Source organism: Bacillus sp. C-3-6, from assembly GCF_054509685.1.
This window is the reverse complement of sequence record NZ_CM137247.1, coordinates 517,038-534,577: the sequence shown is the minus strand read 5'-3', so window position 1 is coordinate 534,577 and position 17,540 is coordinate 517,038. Positions and strand designations below refer to the sequence as shown.

At 35.1% G+C, this 17,540-nt stretch carries 20 protein-coding genes; 9 read left to right on the top strand and 11 right to left on the bottom strand.

All coding sequences use genetic code 11. From position 1 onward, the window contains the following. The first annotated feature begins 131 nt into the window (after window positions 1-131). Window positions 132-1,220 (top strand): aromatic acid exporter family protein, encoded by a 1,089-nt coding sequence (locus tag ACW0JX_RS02715; protein WP_000765787.1) that lies wholly within the window; start codon window positions 132-134, stop codon window positions 1,218-1,220. Window positions 1,221-1,234: 14 nt separating this feature from the next. Here the strand turns inward: ACW0JX_RS02715 and ACW0JX_RS02710 are convergent, their stop codons facing one another. The 4 genes from ACW0JX_RS02710 to ACW0JX_RS02695 form a co-directional block, all read right to left on the bottom strand. After that, window positions 1,235-2,995, bottom strand: a complete 1,761-nt coding sequence (locus ACW0JX_RS02710) for an ABC transporter ATP-binding protein (RefSeq protein WP_459245329.1) — start codon at window positions 2,993-2,995, stop codon at window positions 1,235-1,237. A gap of 54 nt (window positions 2,996-3,049) precedes the next feature. After that, window positions 3,050-3,580: a nucleoside tri-diphosphate phosphatase gene (ntdP, locus tag ACW0JX_RS02705; RefSeq protein ID WP_000506627.1), complete on the bottom strand. Its 531-nt coding sequence runs from the start codon at window positions 3,578-3,580 to the stop codon at window positions 3,050-3,052. A gap of 264 nt (window positions 3,581-3,844) precedes the next feature. Next, window positions 3,845-4,105: a YgaB family protein gene (locus ACW0JX_RS02700; protein ID WP_000997575.1), complete on the bottom strand. Its 261-nt coding sequence runs from the start codon at window positions 4,103-4,105 to the stop codon at window positions 3,845-3,847. 188 nt (window positions 4,106-4,293) lie between these two features. Then, window positions 4,294-4,575 carry a gamma-type small acid-soluble spore protein gene (locus tag ACW0JX_RS02695; RefSeq protein ID WP_000039046.1) on the bottom strand — a complete coding sequence of 94 codons (282 nt, stop codon included), beginning with the start codon at window positions 4,573-4,575 and terminating at the stop codon, window positions 4,294-4,296. Between the two features lie 125 nt (window positions 4,576-4,700). Here ACW0JX_RS02695 and ACW0JX_RS02690 point away from each other — a divergent pair, with 125 nt between their 5' ends. After that, on the top strand, window positions 4,701-4,925 hold the full coding sequence (locus ACW0JX_RS02690) for a hypothetical protein (RefSeq protein ID WP_000275439.1): 225 nt from the start codon (window positions 4,701-4,703) through the stop codon (window positions 4,923-4,925). Between the two features lie 34 nt (window positions 4,926-4,959). Here the strand turns inward: ACW0JX_RS02690 and mutY are convergent, their stop codons facing one another. Next, complete coding sequence (mutY, locus tag ACW0JX_RS02685; RefSeq protein ID WP_459245328.1) at window positions 4,960-6,057, bottom strand: A/G-specific adenine glycosylase; 1,098 nt, start codon at window positions 6,055-6,057, stop codon at window positions 4,960-4,962. A 149-nt stretch (window positions 6,058-6,206) separates the two neighbouring features. Here mutY and ACW0JX_RS02680 point away from each other — a divergent pair, with 149 nt between their 5' ends. Then, window positions 6,207-7,187, top strand: coding sequence for a metal-dependent hydrolase (locus ACW0JX_RS02680; RefSeq protein ID WP_000379115.1), 981 nt, complete (start codon window positions 6,207-6,209; stop codon window positions 7,185-7,187). Between the two features lie 24 nt (window positions 7,188-7,211). Here the strand turns inward: ACW0JX_RS02680 and ACW0JX_RS02675 are convergent, their stop codons facing one another. Beyond that, a complete protein-coding gene (locus ACW0JX_RS02675; RefSeq protein WP_089170372.1) occupies window positions 7,212-7,478 on the bottom strand; it encodes a YfhJ family protein in 267 nt (88 codons plus the stop codon). Between the two features lie 122 nt (window positions 7,479-7,600). Here ACW0JX_RS02675 and ACW0JX_RS02670 point away from each other — a divergent pair, with 122 nt between their 5' ends. Both ACW0JX_RS02670 and ACW0JX_RS02665 read left to right on the top strand, forming a co-directional pair. After that, a complete protein-coding gene (locus ACW0JX_RS02670; protein WP_000517891.1) occupies window positions 7,601-7,759 on the top strand; it encodes a small, acid-soluble spore protein K in 159 nt (52 codons plus the stop codon). A 37-nt stretch (window positions 7,760-7,796) separates the two neighbouring features. After that, entirely contained in the window at window positions 7,797-7,949 is a 153-nt protein-coding gene (locus ACW0JX_RS02665; protein ID WP_000122093.1) for a YpzG family protein, read from the top strand. A gap of 64 nt (window positions 7,950-8,013) precedes the next feature. On the opposite strand, the gene ACW0JX_RS02660 is transcribed toward ACW0JX_RS02665, so the two are convergent. Together ACW0JX_RS02660 and recX are read right to left on the bottom strand one after the other, a co-directional pair. Next, window positions 8,014-8,331, bottom strand: coding sequence for a YfhH family protein (locus ACW0JX_RS02660; protein WP_001057023.1), 318 nt, complete (start codon window positions 8,329-8,331; stop codon window positions 8,014-8,016). A gap of 10 nt (window positions 8,332-8,341) precedes the next feature. After that, complete coding sequence (gene recX, locus ACW0JX_RS02655) at window positions 8,342-9,154, bottom strand: recombination regulator RecX (RefSeq protein WP_000268513.1); 813 nt, start codon at window positions 9,152-9,154, stop codon at window positions 8,342-8,344. Window positions 9,155-9,235: 81 nt separating this feature from the next. On the opposite strand from recX, the gene ACW0JX_RS02650 reads away from it, so the two are divergent. The 4 genes from ACW0JX_RS02650 to ACW0JX_RS02635 all read left to right on the top strand — a co-directional run bounded on the left by ACW0JX_RS02650 (window position 9,236) and on the right by ACW0JX_RS02635 (window position 12,439). Then, window positions 9,236-10,141, top strand: coding sequence for a TIGR01777 family oxidoreductase (locus tag ACW0JX_RS02650; protein WP_089170371.1), 906 nt, complete (start codon window positions 9,236-9,238; stop codon window positions 10,139-10,141). Between the two features lie 139 nt (window positions 10,142-10,280). Further along, the gene (locus tag ACW0JX_RS02645) at window positions 10,281-11,411 is read left to right on the top strand and encodes an amidohydrolase (protein WP_459245327.1); all 1,131 of its coding nucleotides are present in this window, start codon (window positions 10,281-10,283) and stop codon (window positions 11,409-11,411) included. Between the two features lie 241 nt (window positions 11,412-11,652). Continuing rightward, window positions 11,653-12,210, top strand: coding sequence for a GNAT family N-acetyltransferase (locus ACW0JX_RS02640; protein WP_000914737.1), 558 nt, complete (start codon window positions 11,653-11,655; stop codon window positions 12,208-12,210). 109 nt (window positions 12,211-12,319) lie between these two features. After that, complete coding sequence (locus ACW0JX_RS02635) at window positions 12,320-12,439, top strand: YfhE family protein (RefSeq protein ID WP_000358482.1); 120 nt, start codon at window positions 12,320-12,322, stop codon at window positions 12,437-12,439. A gap of 374 nt (window positions 12,440-12,813) precedes the next feature. On the opposite strand, the gene ACW0JX_RS02630 is transcribed toward ACW0JX_RS02635, so the two are convergent. The 3 genes from ACW0JX_RS02630 to pflB form a co-directional block, all read right to left on the bottom strand. After that, window positions 12,814-13,980, bottom strand: a complete 1,167-nt coding sequence (locus tag ACW0JX_RS02630) for a diglucosyl diacylglycerol synthase (protein WP_053565322.1) — start codon at window positions 13,978-13,980, stop codon at window positions 12,814-12,816. A gap of 413 nt (window positions 13,981-14,393) precedes the next feature. Further along, window positions 14,394-15,125 carry a pyruvate formate-lyase-activating protein gene (gene pflA, locus ACW0JX_RS02625; protein ID WP_000238463.1) on the bottom strand — a complete coding sequence of 244 codons (732 nt, stop codon included), beginning with the start codon at window positions 15,123-15,125 and terminating at the stop codon, window positions 14,394-14,396. Window positions 15,126-15,194: 69 nt separating this feature from the next. Then, window positions 15,195-17,444 carry a formate C-acetyltransferase gene (gene pflB, locus ACW0JX_RS02620; protein WP_000195468.1) on the bottom strand — a complete coding sequence of 750 codons (2,250 nt, stop codon included), beginning with the start codon at window positions 17,442-17,444 and terminating at the stop codon, window positions 15,195-15,197. Window positions 17,445-17,540 lie beyond the last annotated feature (96 nt).

The window sequence follows — 17,540 nt, the reverse complement described above, 5'->3', positions numbered from 1 at the left end:
CAATTAGCGCGATAAAATGAATACTAATTTCTTTTAACGTCACTAAAATATCACTTGCTAACATATTGTAATGAATGTATAGTATCATGTTGTACATTCATTATGACAAGAGAAAGGATCTTATTAAGGGTATGAAACTTGGTGCTCGCATTTTAAAAACGGGTATTGCCATCACGTTAGCTTTATTTGCTTGTATTTTACTTCAATTACCGAGTCCGGTATTTGCGGGAATTTCAGCTATCTTTGCTGTTCAACCGTCTGTATACCGTTCTTATTTAACCGCACTTGAACAAATTCAAGCAAATGTAATCGGTGCGATATTTGCTATCGCATTTGCTACTGCTTTTGGACATAATCCTTTTATTATTGGATTAACATGTATATTAGTAATTGCTCTTACACTGCAATTACGATTAGAAAACACAATATCAATTGCTTTAGTAACAGTTATCGCCATTATGGAGTATCAAGGCGAAGATTTCTTTAGTTTTGCCTTACTTCGCTTTGCGACGATTATGATTGGTATTATTGCGGCTTCACTTGTAAATTTAGTATTTATGCCGCCGAAATATGAAACAAAACTTTATCATCGTATCGTTGATAATACTGAAGAAATTGTAAAATGGATTCGAATGAATAGCAGGCAAGCTTCTGATTTTACAACGCTAAAAACTGATATTGATCGTATGAAAGAAAAAATGATCAAATTAAACCATTACTATTTGCTGTATAAAGAAGAAAGAAGCTACACGAAAAAAGTAAAGTTCGCAAAAATTCGTAAGCTCGTTTTATTCAGACAAATGTTAGCGACAACAAGCCGTGCTTTAAGTACGTTAAAATCATTACACCGTACTGAAAACGAACTGCGTTACATGCCAGAAGAGTTTCAGGAATCTATCCAAAACGAACTTGACTCATTAACGCATTATCATGAACAAGTTTTATTAAAATTTATTGGTAAAGCAAAAAAACAACAGTCTGTTGAGATGCTTGATGAAGTTGAAACAGGTAAACAAGAATTAATTGATATCTTTATGGAATATCAAAATAAGGACGATGAAGAAGCATATAAAACATGGTTACATCTCTTCCCTCTTATTTCTTCCATTATTAACTATAGTGAAGAAGTAGAGCATTTAGATTTACTTGTAGATAGCTTCTACACATACCATAAACCAGAAAAAGAACTCCAAATCGATGATAAAAAAGAAGACGAATAAAAAAACAGCTCCTTTTATGCTAAAGGAGCTGTTTCTGTTATATGTTGAAGTTGATATAAATTGTAATAAAATCCTTTTTTTTGCATTAACTCTTCATGAGAACCAGTCTCTTTAATCTCACCTTCTTCAATGTAAATAATCGTATCAACATGCGTAATCGTCGCTAATCGATGTGCGATTATAATCGTCGTCCTGTCAGCAGCTAACGTCTGAAGCGCCTCTTGAATATACCTTTCATTTTCTAAATCCAATGCCGAAGTTGCTTCATCCAATATAAGTACCGAAGGATTCTTTAGAAACACTCGTGCAATTGCCACACGTTGTCTTTGCCCGCCCGATAGCTTTACACCACGTTCTCCAACGACAGTATTATAACCATCTGGTAAGTCTATAATAAAATCATGAATTTGCGCAGCTTTGGCAGCTGCAATCACTTCTTGCTCTGTAGCTTTCGGATTTCCATATAATATATTAGCTCCAATTGTATCGCTAAACAATAAATTATCTTGCAGTACAATTCCAATATTACTACGTAAATTTCTCATATTATACTTTCTTACATCTATCCCATCTACATAAACCGCTCCCTCAGAAACATCATAGAAACGCGGGATCAAACTAGCAAGAGATGACTTTCCTCCCCCACTCGCTCCTACAAGCGCTACTTTCTCTCCAGGCTGCATAGTTAATGACAAGTTGTGTAATATCTCTTTTTCATCTGCATTATAACGAAAAGAAACATTATCAAATACAATTTCTCCATTTAATTTTTTCGTTTGTACCGCATTTGGCACATTAACAATATCGTATTTTTCATCTAACAGTTCAAACACACGGTCCATCGATGCAAAAGATTGTGTTAATGTTGTAGATGAATTAACAAGGCGGCGAAGCGGACTATATAAACTATCCATATATCCAACAAAAGCTACCATCGTCCCTAGCGTTAACTGCCCTTGAATTACTTCATATGCTGCAAAACCAATCACAAGTAACGGACCTAAGTCTGTTAACGTATTTACTGCCGAGAATGTTCTCGCCGTCCAACTTGTATGGGTTAATGCTTTCGTTAAAAATTCATTATTTCTTTCTTCAAACTGCTTCCCCTCATACTCTTCTAACGCAAAGCTACGTGTCACTTGCATTCCTTGAATACGTTCATGCAAATACCCTTGCATCGTCGCTAACGCTTGTGAACGCTCTTTCGTCAATTTCCGAAGACGTCCGAAAAAATATTTCACTGCAATTACATAAATAGGTAAAATCAATAACGCAACAAATGTTAATTTTATATTCATAGAAAACATAACAATGATGGCAATAGCAATTGTTGCAGTATCTAACCAGACGTTCATCAAACCAGTAATTACAAAATCCTTCGTTTGTTCTACATCATGGATGACACGCGAAATAATCTCTCCTGTTTTTGTATTGGAGTAATAACGTAAACTTAACTTTTGTAAGTGACCGAAAATATACTTCCGCAAATCATACAGTATTGTATTTGCGATACGCTGCGCGAAATATTGACGATAATATTCAATCGGTGGTCTTAATACCGCAAAAATAAAAAAAGCAATTCCAATCGCTGTTATTAATTGAGATGTTTTATCTTGAAGTGAACCTCCGCCTTGAATTACATCATCGATAATATACTTTAATAACCACGGCATAATAAGTGGGATACCAAACTTAACTAGTCCAATAATAATTGTAATAGCGATAAGCCATCGATATGGTTTAACAAATTGTAAATATCTTTTTATGCCCTGCACATAATCCCCCCTCTAATAGGACAAACCTGCCGGGAAGCCCCCTGCAGGTTTGTTTTAATTTCTGTACATTAAATATCGTTCATACCACATATCTACGAAGTCTGGTGCGAACGGACCTTTTCTTTGATGAATCCACTGTGTTAAATGTGCTACATTTCGTTTTAAAATTGTATCGATAACAGGTGGATACTGCATAATTTGACTATGTTTTTCATACTCATCTTCATCTAGAAGCGTATATGTCATATCTGGATACACTTTAATATCTAAATCATAATCAATATACTTTAATGCTTCAGAATCATACGCAAAAGGGGAGCTTAAATTACAATAATAATATACGCCCTCTTCCCTAAGCATCCCAATCACATTAAACCAATAGTTGGCATGAAAATAACAAATTGCTGGTTCACGCGTAATCCATGTTCGGCCATCCGATTCTGTAACTACTGTACGATCATTCGCTCCGATCACAAGACTCTGTGTCCCTTTTAAAATTGTTGTTTCTTCCCACATTCTATGAATGGAGCCATTATGTTTATAACTATGTATTTGTACTTTTTCTCCTTCTTTGGGAAATCCCATATATGCTCCCTTCTTTCAACTGCAAATGCCCTTTGAACGGCATTCACTTTTCTTCTATTATAACTTTTTTGTCAAAATTTTAAAACTAAAGGGATAAGACTCTATTTTCCACACTGAATATGCAGGAGGTTTATCGTTGAATACAATAATACCCAATCTTCTCAGAAAACAAGGATTGTACTGTATTATTTATAAACGAGGACATGTAATAGAAAAAGCCCCTCTCTATTTGAAGGACTTTTCACCTGAAGGCAATAATATATCTTATCCTAAATTTGAAATCATTTTTTCAGTTGCAAAAGATTGGATTACACTATTCGTTTGTTCTTCAAATTTCTCATGTAACATCTTCAACGCTACTTCTGTTCTATATATTTCCTGACGGATAAAATGCAGTTCTTTTTTATCGCACGTATCTTTTTCATTCATTTCAATTTGTTGATACTTCTCTAGATGTGCTTGTAACTTTAACAACTCATCCATCGTTTCTAATTGCTCCCCTACCAACTTATCAAAATCGTTCATTACTTACCCCCTTTTGGACTTATTCATCAGTTATTATTCCTAATTACATATTTCTAATCTTTAACTTCCTTCTCCTTTGACAACATTTGTTGACTTATTAGAAGTTATGTCGTTCACTTTCTTTTCATTACAATGACCCGCACACAAAGAAAACACTTCTCTCGAATTGGAGAAGTGTTTTTCTTTCATTACTGATTTGAGCTAGAAGATTGTGATTGTTTTGCAGCTGACTTAGCATTTTGTTTTTTCACAGAATGCACGTCTGTTTCAGTTGCAAATTCTGTACCATAACTAGCGTTTGCACTTTGTGCACCAGAAGCTTGTGCTTTCTTTGCTTCTGATTGTGCGTTTGCTTGTTTTACAGCTTGTACATCTGTTTCAGTTGAAAACTCTGTACCATAACTAGCATTTGTACTTTGAATGCTAGCACCAGAAGTTGCTTTGTTATAACCTTGTTGTTTTTTACTCATCTTTCTCACCTCCACAACCAATAATGTAACCAATTTATTTAGAAGCTATCCGTAATTTTCTTTTTTAAAATTTCCGCATATAACTTTTGTTACTCATTCAAACTATAGGAAATGGAGGTGGAAATATGTATATAGGACGCGATATGACTGAACTAACGATGCTTTCAAAAAATGAATGGAAAGAAGATGAATTAGCTTATTTTCATCATTCATTACAACAGATTTTGCCCTATTTAAATGCGGAAGGGCAAAGTATTTATAAAGAAATTGTAATAGAGATCGAATCAAGGGGCGGCTTACAAGAAGGTGATGCCAGTTGGACTCATGGGACAAAAATTTCTTACGATTAAAAAAGTGTTCCCAATTTAGGGAACACTTTTTTGTTTATTGCATTGTAATTTTCTCAACACAACTCTCATAAATCGTACGATGCGATTTAGAGAAAGGTAACTGCTCAAATGCTTCTTTCGATACAAGTTTCAATGTATCTGTTTCAACAATATCACCGGTTACTTTTCCGTAAAATACAAATATATCCCAAGTACGATGAGTAAATGTATGTTGTACATTCATTGCGTACTCATCAATAGAAATCGAAAGCTCAAACTTTTCCTTCATATAATCTATAAGCTGTTCTTTCTGACTTCGAATTCCTTCGCCAAGTTCAATATTCGGAAACTCCCACATATTAGCTAATAATCCGCTACTTGGACGTTTATTAATAACGTAACGACCATCTTCAGTTTGAAGTACTCCTGCAACAAGCGGTACCATTGTAGGAGCTTTCGCTTTACTTTTTACTGGTAGTTCTTTTTGAACACCTTCAGCATATCCCCTGCAATGCTCACGTACAGGACAAAGTAAGCAAGATGGATTTTTTGGAATGCAAATCAATGCACCTAACTCCATCAAACCTTGATTAAAATAAGATGGATTTTCTTTCGAAATAATTTCACGCACAATCTCTTCAAACACTTTTCTAGTCTTTGGTTTTGCAATGTCATCCCATACTGATAAAATGCGAGATAATACACGCATAACATTTCCGTCAACTGCTGGCTCTGGTATACCATATGCGATACTTAAAATAGCACCTTTTGTATATGGTCCTACTCCTTTTAACTTTTCAATTTTCTTTACATCACTCGGTACTATTCCGCCATATACTTCTTTTACCTCTTTTACAGCCGCGTGTAAATTTCGCGCTCTAGAATAATATCCTAAACCTTCCCATGCTTTTAATACTTCTTCATCATCTGCGTTTGCTAACGCTTCAAGTGTAGGAAACTTCCCCATAAAATTTGCGTAATATGGTTTTACAGCTTCTACTCTTGTTTGCTGTAACATAATTTCCGAAACCCAAACGCGGTATGGATCTTTATTTTTTCTCCATGGTAAGTCGCGCTGCTCCTCTTCAAACCAACCAATTAAATCATTTTGAAACTGCTCTATATTAAAATTTTTTAGTATTTCAAGTATCAAACTTGATCCCCCTCATTTTTTTGCATATAAGTACTATTATAAAGATTTTAGGAAAAAATTTAAGTAAGATGACATAGGAAATTGAAGGCAAAGGACTTGAGGTATCGAATAAAAAGAGTTACATTAATAAAAAACGGAGGTGGATTTCTATGGACACAGCCACTCACCTTGTTATGGGTATCACTTTAGGTAGCTTAGCAACATTAGACCCAGCCATAGCACAAAGTGATATTGGCCCACAAGCTGTTATGCTTGCTACAATTGCTGGTTCCAACATTCCTGACATTGACACAGTTTTAAAATTGCGTAATAACGCTAAATATATAAGAAATCATCGCGGAGTTACTCATTCCATTCCCGCGGTAATTCTTTGGTCATTCCTTATAAGTGGCATCTCTTTCGCCTTCTTTTCAGACGCTCCATATCTTCATCTACTACTTTGGTCATTTATTGCAGTCTTCCTTCACGTCTTTGTAGATATTTTCAACGCCTATGGTACACAAGCATTACGGCCTTTCACAAAAAAATGGGTCGCACTCGGCGTGATTAATACATTCGATACCGTAATTTTCTTTATCCATATACTTGCAATTGCTTGCATGCTCGTCGGTTCTCATAAAGGATACACTGCCTTAGCAGCATATATATTAATGATTGTTTACTATATCGGACGAATTATGATGCACAGAAATATAAGAAGCGTTGTACACAAACGTTTCAAAAATGTCGAAAAGATTATCATTTCTCCTTCTTACCGATTTTATCATTATCATTTAGCAGTCGTTACAGCTGATTATTACTACGTTGCGAGATGGCACCGTGGTAACATCATGATATATGACAAGTTCGATCGGGTACCGTTCCCAGACAATGATATTATGCGAGCAGCTAAACAAGATGAAAACATCTCGGCCTTCCTATCTTTCTCTCCTGTATATCGCTGGGATATTTTTGATCATGATCATTATTACGAAGTACGATTCATTGATTTACGGTATCGAAGTAAAGATTATTATCCATTTGTCGCGATTGTTCAGCTCGACCATAATTTAAATATTATTAGTTCCTATACAGGATGGATTTTTAGTGAAGAAAAACTTCGAAAAAAACTGGAATTACTTCCACATTAAAAAAAGCGACTCAAGTCGCTTTTTTTAATGTTTCAAATGATCTTCTTGATTAATTAAATGACTATACTTCGGATTGTTTGTACGCATTTCATGAAGGCGTACACCATGATTATTAATCCATGATCGTACCACTTGCTCAGTCATTTCCTCACCTTGATAACGCCCTGATTTTGCATAAGTTGTTTGAAAATCTTCCCAAAGTAATTCAACCCATGCACGAGCTTGTCCGTAAGAAAGCTTGTCATTCTTGTCTAATAATTCATTCGTTAATGCTTCATAAATATCATTCATGTTCTAATCTCCTTTTACCTATTTATCCCTTCATTTCTAAAGGATAGTTTCTTCTGTTTTGCACATTCTATAAGTGATACTTCTTAAAGAGGTATCAACTGATGAGGAGGAGGGCGTTCGCAATGGGTAAACAAGCCGAATTTTGGTCTGAGTCAAAAAACAACAGCAAAATCGACGGTCAGCCGAAAGCGAAATCACGCTTCGCTTCGAAGCGACCTAACGGCACAATTAACACGCACCCACAAGAACGTATGCGTGCTGCAAATCAGCAGGAAGAGTAGTACAAATTAAATTAACTTCCTACACGAGGTGATAAAGATGAGCTACCGTGATCGCTTAGATAGTCGTTCTGAATTATTTAACCATACGTGGACTCGTCCAAAACATGCGAAAGCGCAAGTTAACGGACAGACGCAACAAACCCAGTCTCTCATTATATTGGCAAATGAATGTAAAAAACGCCAATTTTAGAATCTCCTATCTCCTTTAACGCCTACCAAAGATGAAAACCAGAGAGATATGTGCTCTCTGGTTTTTATTTTTCTTGCAATAAGGAAATTGGTATGCCAATCTCTTCATTATCATTTTGCTTATATCCCCAAGCAAATACCCCATTGAAATACGTAATTTTAAATAATACACCAGGTTCTTCTACTAATTCATATATTTCACCAATACGGAACTTGTTTATATCCGTCATATAAGCACGAGCCATTGCCATTTTTCTCATTAATACATCAAATTCATTGACAATCCCAAGCTGCTCAGCTTTTACTGCTTGCTCCTTCAAAGCGCCAATTTCTTCCCTTAGCTCATGCGGTGTCATTTCACTGTAGCGTTTTGGCATATTCATCTTATTCTCCTCATTCCTCTTCGCGTTTCATTTGCAAAAATATCTCAATTTCATCAATAGAGAATCCTTTTCGATATAACGCTTGTTTCATCTTGTTTTCAAATGTCCATCCATCATGCTTCTTATATTTCTCATAATATTTATTTCCATGATAGTGTAACGCTTCTTGTTGCTTTTCGTCATCTCTTTCGTCTTTCAATTCTTCCAAACAAATTTGAATTACTTCTCTAGAATATCCTTTTCGAACAAGCATCTCATCTAACTTTAGCTTCATTTGTAAAAAAGAATGCTTTTGATAAGATTTTTTCTTCTTTTCTATGAGAAACAAGGCATTCTCAATTTGCTTTTCCTTCGGATATTCTTGTAAACTGTGCATAATAAGTAAATCTTGAACACCTTTATTTAACAACTCTCTTTTAATAACAGTTGGACCTTTTCGATTCACATTACTTTGCGTTCGCGTATATAAAACAGCGTACTCTTTATCATTAATATATCGGTCATGTAATAATTTCGAAACGACTTCAGAGATGATGGCCTGTCCCACTTCTTTCTTTCGTAAAAAATCTTCTATTTCTTGTTTTGTTCTCATTTGATAGGATAAATAGGAGATTGCTTGTAAATATGCTTTTTGTACCTCTTCATTGTACAAAATATTTCCTAACTCTATTTCATCAATTTCTAAGCCTTTTTGTAATCCATGTTTCATTAAGATTACTTGATCCACACTAAACCCGTACTCTTCACCTTGGCCTTTATCAATATAAATATTAAATCGTTCTTTCGATCGTTTTTGTACTTCTATTTTTGTAATGACAGCCATACTCTCACCTCTCTATTATTTTAACATAGTCGAGGAACATTTTTTCTTTTCAAGAATATATATAATGAGGAGGAAATACTTGTGAAAATCGCAATTTCTGGTGGTACAGGCTTTATCGGTAAATATCTTTCTACTTTTTTTGTTCAAAAAGGATATACTGTTTACATCCTCACACGAAAAAAAACTACTGAAACTTCCGACCCTAACCTTCAGTATGTTCAATGGACACCAGATTTACAAACCTTCCCCCTCTCTTCTATTGATGTAGTTATTAATCTAGCCGGAGAGTCTATTAATAGTAGATGGACAAAGAAACAAAAGAAAACCATTTTAAACAGTAGAATTCAAACAACAAAAGGACTCATTAAACAATTGCAGGCACTCCATAAAAAACCACATACATTTATTAATGCAAGTGCTATTGGATACTACGGAACATCTGAAATAGAGTCTTTTACTGAGCAACAAGAAACTCCCGGAAATGACTTTTTAGCAGAAACAGTATTTTTATGGGAACAAGAAGCAGCTAAAGCATGTTCTCTCGGAATAAGAACAATTTACACAAGATTTGGCGTTGTATTAGGTGCAGATGGCGGAGCCTTGCCAAAAATGTTACTTCCCTATCAATTCTATATCGGCGGCACCATTGGTTCTGGGAAACAATGGTTATCATGGATTCATATAGACGATGTCGTTCGTATGATGGATTTCATCATACACAAAAAAGAAATTGATGGTCCTCTTAATATGACAGCACCAACACCTATAAGAATGAAGGAATTTGGAAAGACCATCGCTGCTGCAACGAGAAAACCACATTGGCTGCCTGTCCCTTCATTTATGCTTCACGCCTTATTAGGTGAGATGAGCATACTTGTACTAGAAGGGCAACATGTATTACCTAGTAAAGCAATTAAACATGGATACCAATACACATTTCCGGCAATAGACCATGCATTACAAAATATACTTTCGCATACAATGTAGTACTTCTAAAACACAATTTTACATGGGCCCTTTTAAAACTTTCATTTTCTAGGATCCGAAGCATTACCATACAAATAACCTTTCAGTTACTTTCCCTTAACTTCCATTAGCATTATAAAGTAACAGAAATGAGGTACCTATGAAAATATTGCTCAAACAAGCCATTGTATACCCTATTACATCTCCAAAGTTTCAAGGTGATGTACTCGTTACAGGAGAGCGAATTACCGAGGTCAAACCTTTTATTCAACCTACTCAAGATATGACCGTTATAGATGCACGAGCACTCCATCTCTTACCTGGCTTTATTGATGTCCATACTCACCTTGGTCTCTATGATGAAGGTACTGGTTGGGCTGGAAATGATGCCAATGAAACATCTGAAGTTTCAACACCACATATTCGTTCTTTAGATGGAATCCATCCTCTCGATATCGCCTTTCAAGACGCTGTACAAAATGGAATTACAACCGTTCACGTTATGCCTGGCAGTCAAAATATTATCGGGGGTACTACTTGTGTAATAAAAACAGCTGGAACTTGTATTGATCATATGATTATTCAAGAACCTGCTGGTTTAAAGATTGCCTTTGGAGAAAACCCTAAAAAAGTCCATAGTAATGGAACAAAAGAATCCATAACACGTATGGGGATTATGGGGTTACTTCGGGAATCATTCTATGAAGCACAACACTACGGGCACGAAGCTGATTTTCGAATGCTTCCTATTTTAAAAGCATTACGTCGTGAAATACCCGTACGTATCCACGCCCATCGAGCAGATGATATTAGTTCTGCGCTACGCTTTGCAACGGAATTCAACCTCGATCTACGTATTGAACATTGTACAGAAGGACACTTTCTTGTTGAAGAGCTTTCGAAACACAATTTGAAAGTTTCAGTTGGTCCCACTCTGACACGCCGTTCTAAAATCGAACTAAAAAACAAGACATGGGATACTTACCATATATTATCCAAAAATGGTGTGGAAGTTTCTATAACAACAGACCATCCTTATACACCAATTCAGTATTTAAATATTTGTGCTGCTGTCGCAGTAAGAGAAGGGTTAGACGAGAAAACAGCACTAGAAGGAATCACCATATTCCCAGCGCGAAATTTGCGGTTAGAGAATAGAATTGGAAGCATCGAGGTTGGAAAAGACGCCGATCTCGTGTTATGGACTCATCATCCTTTCCATTATTTAGCCAAGCCTGTACTAACTATGATTGATGGAAAAATAATTTACAAAAAAAATAAAAAAAACTAGTTTATTTTTTTGACTAGATAAAGTATTATACGATTATAAACTGAATGAAACCATAATCAATTTGTGTCGTGATTATCATTTTCAAATTGATGAATGGGGAAGGCAAATGGTGCGCCACCAGCGTTAGAAACTGGTTCTAGTGGGTTCGATTCCCACCCCGAAATTTTTTAAAGATTGATATAAAAATTTCGAGGGTGGGGTGTTTTTTCGTCATGCTACCCTCGTGTGAGGAGGAGTTAGTATGTTGAAAAAACGCGACTTACACGACAGCCACGTTCTATACGAGTTAATGGTGGATCCAGCTGTCTTCCCTTTTGTGCGTCAAAAGGCTTATTCTTATGAAGAATATTTATTCTTAACGAAACAAACGATTGAAGCTGAAGAGCGTGGTGAATTAATTTCACGCACAATTTTAGATGAATGGGGTAACCCTATCGGAACAATTACTTTATTTGATGTGCAAGAAAAAGCTGGATTTCTCGGGACATGGCTTGGCAAACCATATCATGGAAAAGGCTATAATAAATTGGCAAAAGATTCATTTTTTAGTGAACTTTTCTATGAATTAGATATTGAAACAATTTTCATGCGTATTCGTAAAATAAATATTCGTTCTATTAAAGCTGCAGAAAAACTGCAATATGTGAATCTAGCAAATGAAACAAGAAAAGCCGTATATGATGAAATTAACGCAAACGAAGAAGTATATAACTTATATGAAATTCCAAAAGATCAATACACACTTGCTACAATGCGAGATACAACCTTCCAAGATGCTCATCAATTAAAAGAAGCATAATCTAAATTTTCTGAAATGATAATCAATCATTAACATTTTCCATATGCGTATATCCCCTCATGTCTTTGGAAACGATAAATAGTAACTTTAAGACACGAGGTGATTTGTAATGGATAAAAAGAAACGTGATAAAGCAAAAAACACATTATCTAGTACACAAGAAGTTCTCTATCAACGCGAATTTCAAAAAGCAGATCGTGCAGCAGGATATCGCTCGAAAAGCATTTAAAGTGAAAATGAATAATTAGAAGTTTCCCCCCTAATTATTCATTTTCATTACATAATTTTCTCGACTGATAGAAGTAAGCAAAAAGGCCCCTTATGCTTATGCATAAGGGGCCTTTTTGCTGTGGACAACTTTATCCACAAAACTGATGCAATTGTTAGTAATTTTCAAAAACATTTAATATCTTTCTATATTCAAGCATATATCGACTGTTTTAATTGTGGATATTTTTCTAAAAATTGTGGACAATGTGGATATAGTTGTTAATATTCCGACTTTACTGTTTAATGAAAGCGCAATCCTTTTGTGGATAAGTAGCTAAATTTTCTTTGAAAATAACAAAGAACCCTCTTTACATATACAAAGAGGGTTTCATATTAAGTAAAAGATTGTGCAAGAGCAGGTGATTTAATAGGTATATGACGCGGTTCTGCATGATTTTCTGCCAAAATTGCATCTACAATATGACCAGCTGGCTCTGGAAGATAGATGCTTTTCATTGCTTCTTTCATTTGAAGAAGCTTCACATCATCTTGTAATAATGCCTCTGTTTTTGCGAAAACCTCACTATCATCGCGAATGACAACTGCTGCTCCTTTTTTTTCAAAGTACATCGCATTTTCATTTTCTTGTCCTGGAACAGGCTTATATAAAATGACAGGTACTTGCAACGCTGCTGCTTCACTTAATGTTATTCCGCCTGGCTTCGTAATCATACAAGAAGTAACTCGGAATAATTCATCAATATTTTCAACATACCCAAACACTTTTAATGCATCGGAATTTTGCTTCTGTAAACTTAATAAATCATGTTTTAAAGCTTCATTTTTTCCACAAACGACAACTACTTGTAAATTAGGCACTGACATAAATGATTGGCATAGTTCTTTTACATTTCCTAATACCCCATGAGCACCTGCTACAATTAGTAAAATCTTTTTATTCTTACATAACTGATATTTATTATATATGATGTCTGAATTTACCTTTAACTCAAAACTACTCCGAATTGGAATTCCTGTTTCAACAATTTGTTCCGCAGGTACACCGATATCAACCATCAATTCTTTCACGTAATCCGTTGCAACAAAATAACGATCTACTTCTCGATGAATCCATATTTTGTGCACGCAAAAATCCGTTAATACGTTATAGACAGGAATTGAAATCCCCGTTTGTTTTTTCAATTCTGGTACAGCAATAATTGGAAATGTATTAATTACAATATCTGGTTTCTCCACCTGTAACAGTGTTTTCAAACGTTTTCTTCCAAAGTTCGCATACCAAGATGCTATTTTCTTATCATAAATTTTTTCTACCCCGTAATAAAACAAACGATATAATTCTTTTCCTATTGTATAACTTTTTAAATATAGATATTTTGTAATGTCAGTTATAAATGGATGTGATTCTCCAAACAAGTCGCATACAATAACATCTTCAATTCCTTTTTGGCGAAATGTCTGTTCTAATGTTTTTGCTACTTGCACATGACCATTACCGTAATGTGCAGTTAATATTAAAACCTTGGGGTTTTTTATCAAACAAATCCACTCCTAGCTTTTTGTTTCTCCATATTGCATATACGACAATAGGAAAAACATTTTCCTTAAAAATTACATAAACAGATTCTAATAATTCCCTTTTCAGCTATGTACCTGTCGTGGATATGCAAAGCATATAAGATTGACCCCTTAATCCTATCTGTGCTCATATCTTTACATTATACTTTCCTATAAGAGCTTTCGCAATAACTTACAAATCTTCTCTATTCCATGATACTCACTCTTTTACTTCTTAATTCTTTTTACTATTTTGATTTCCCTTTACAATTATGTAAATTTATCCACTTAATCCGTACAAAATTATGGATATTCTACTTTCAGTATACTCTTTTATCAATATATACTCTAGATTTTATTGTAAAGAAAGCAAAAAGCCTAATCCAATATTTGGATTAGACCGCTTGTAAAATATGTTTAGCATGTTCTACATTTTTCTCAGTAGGTGGTTCTACATTTGCGAGTGGGTACTTGTGTCCAAGCGCCTCCCATTTATATACACCAAGCTTATGATATGGTAACACTTCAACTTTTTGAACATTAGACAGACTTTGAATAAAGCTAGATAGTTTTTGTAGATCCTCTTCATTATCCGTAACACCAGGAACTAATACGTGTCGTACCCAAATCGCTTTATTCTTATCCGATAAATAACGAGCAAATTGTAAAATATGTTCATTTGGTTTCCCTGTTAATTTACGATGCTTTTTGGAATCGATATGTTTCAAATCCAATAAAACTAAATCTGTATAATCCATTAAAATATCTAGCTTATTTTGGAATTCTGGTTCCTCAGAATAACACCCACCAGAAGAGTCGATTGTTGTATGGATACCAGCCTCTTTACACTTTTTAAACAACTCAATTAAAAAGTCTAGCTGTAATAATGGCTCTCCACCGCTAACTGTTATACCGCCTCCGGAGGCTTCAATAAATGGAAGGTAACATGTCACATCCTGCATCACTTCTTCAACTGTTATTTCTTTACCTTTACCGATTTCCCACGTATCAGCATTATGACAATATTGACAACGTAATAAACACCCTTGTGTAAATATGACATAACGAATCCCTGGGCCATCAACAGTACCACAAGACTCTACAGAATGTATTCTTCCTTTTACCATGTTACTTCCTCCTTTATTGAAACAGCCTCCCTTCGCTATGTATTAAAAGCGAAGGGACACTTTTTTCATTTACATGCTTTCATGCATTGTACGGTTAATTACATCAATTTGTTGTTCACGAGTTAATTTAATAAAGTTTACAGCGTAACCAGATACGCGAATTGTTAATTGTGGATATTTCTCAGGATGTTCCATTGCATCCATTAATGTTTCACGATTAAATACGTTAATATTTAAGTGATGGCCTTCTTTTACTGCATAGCCATCAAGCATAGATACTAAGTTACGTACTTGTACATCATCTTCTTTACCAAGTGCTTTTGGAATAATAGAGAATGTATTAGAAATACCATCTTGTGCATCTTCATATGGTAATTTAGCTACAGATAATAATGAAGCTAATGCACCTTTTGTATCACGTCCATGCATTGGATTTGCACCTGGTGCAAATGGTTCTCCAGTACGGCGTCCATCTGGAGTGTTACCAGTTTTCTTACCGTATACAACGTTAGATGTAATAGTTAAAATTGACATTGTATGAACGGAATTACGATATGTTTTATGTTTACGCAGTTTATTCATAAATGTTTTCACGAGATTTACAGCGATCTCATCTACACGATCATCATTGTTACCGTATTTTGGGAAGTCTCCTTCAATCTCGAAGTCAACTGCAATACCATTTTCATCACGGATTGGTTTTACTTGTGCGTATTTAATTGCACTTAATGAGTCTGCTACTACAGATAGACCCGCGATACCTGTTGCCATTGTACGAAGAACATTTGTATCATGAAGTGCCATTTCAATACGTTCATAGCTATATTTATCATGCATGTAATGGATAACATTTAATGTGTTTAAATATAGACCCGCTAACCATTCCATTGTCATATCAAACTTATGCATAACTTCTTCGTAATTTAGTACTTCAGAAGTAATTGGTGCGTACTCAGGACCAACTTGTGCTTTTGATTTTTCATCTTTACCACCGTTAATCGCATATAATAATGCTTTCGCTAAGTTTGCACGAGCTCCGAAGAACTGCATTTGCTTACCGATTCTCATTGCAGATACACAACAAGCAATTCCGTAATCATCGCCGTAATCAGCACGCATAATGTCATCATTTTCATATTGAATTGCTGATGTTTTGATGGACATTTTCGCACAGTAGTTTTTAAAGTTCTCTGGTAATTGTTTAGACCAAAGAACTGTTAAATTCGGTTCTGGAGCTGGTCCTAAATTATCTAATGTATGCAAGAAACGGAATGAGTTCTTTGTTACTAATGGACGACCATCTAATGCCATACCACCGATAGATTCAGTTACCCAAGTTGGGTCACCAGAGAATAATTCATTATAATCAGGTGTTCTTGCGAATTTCACAAGACGTAATTTCATAATGAAGTGATCTACAATTTCTTGTACTTCTTCTTCTGTTAAAGTACCATTTGCTAAATCTCTCTCAATGTAAATATCTAAGAATGTAGAAGTACGTCCAAGACTCATTGCAGCTCCGTTTTGCTCTTTAATCGCTGCAAGATATGCGAAGTATAACCACTGGAATGCTTCTTGTGCATTTGTTGCTGGTTTAGAAATATCGAAACCATGAGAAGCAGCCATTTGTTTTAGTTCTTGAAGTGCACGCATTTGCTCAGATAACTCTTCGCGTAAACGCATTGTATCTTCGCTCATTACACCACCAGTTAAATTCAAATCAGCTTTTTTCGCTTCAATTAAATGATCAATACCATATAATGCTACGCGTCGATAGTCACCGATAATGCGTCCACGACCGTATGCATCTGGAAGACCAGTAATAACACCTGATTTACGTGCATTTCTCATTTCTGGTGTATAAGCATCAAATACACCTTGGTTATGAGTCTTTCTCCAATCTCTAAAAATACGACTAAGTTCTTTGTCCATTTCGTATCCATAAGATTCACAAGCTTGTTCTGCCATACGAATACCACCATATGGTTGTAAAGAACGTTTAAATGGTTTATCAGTTTGGAAACCGACTACTTTTTCAATATCTTTATTTAAGTATCCTGGGTCATGTGATGTAATAGAAGAAACAATTTTTGTATCCATATCAAGAACGCCACCGTTTTCACGTTCTTTTGTTGTTAAATCCATTACTTGATCCCAAAGTTGTTTCGTTGCTTCAGTTGCTTCTGCTAAGAAAGATTCGTCTCCTTCGAAAACGTTTACATTATTTAAAATGAAATCGCGAACATCAATCTCTGCTTTCCATTTTTCACCTTTAAAGTTTTCCCATGCGTTTTTAACATTTTCTAATACTTGAGTCATCCTAATCTCCTCCATTTTTGATTAGTACAGGACTAAGATTTTTTATATAACAGCTTACACACTTAGAATACTACTTTTTTACGAAAGTGAACGAAA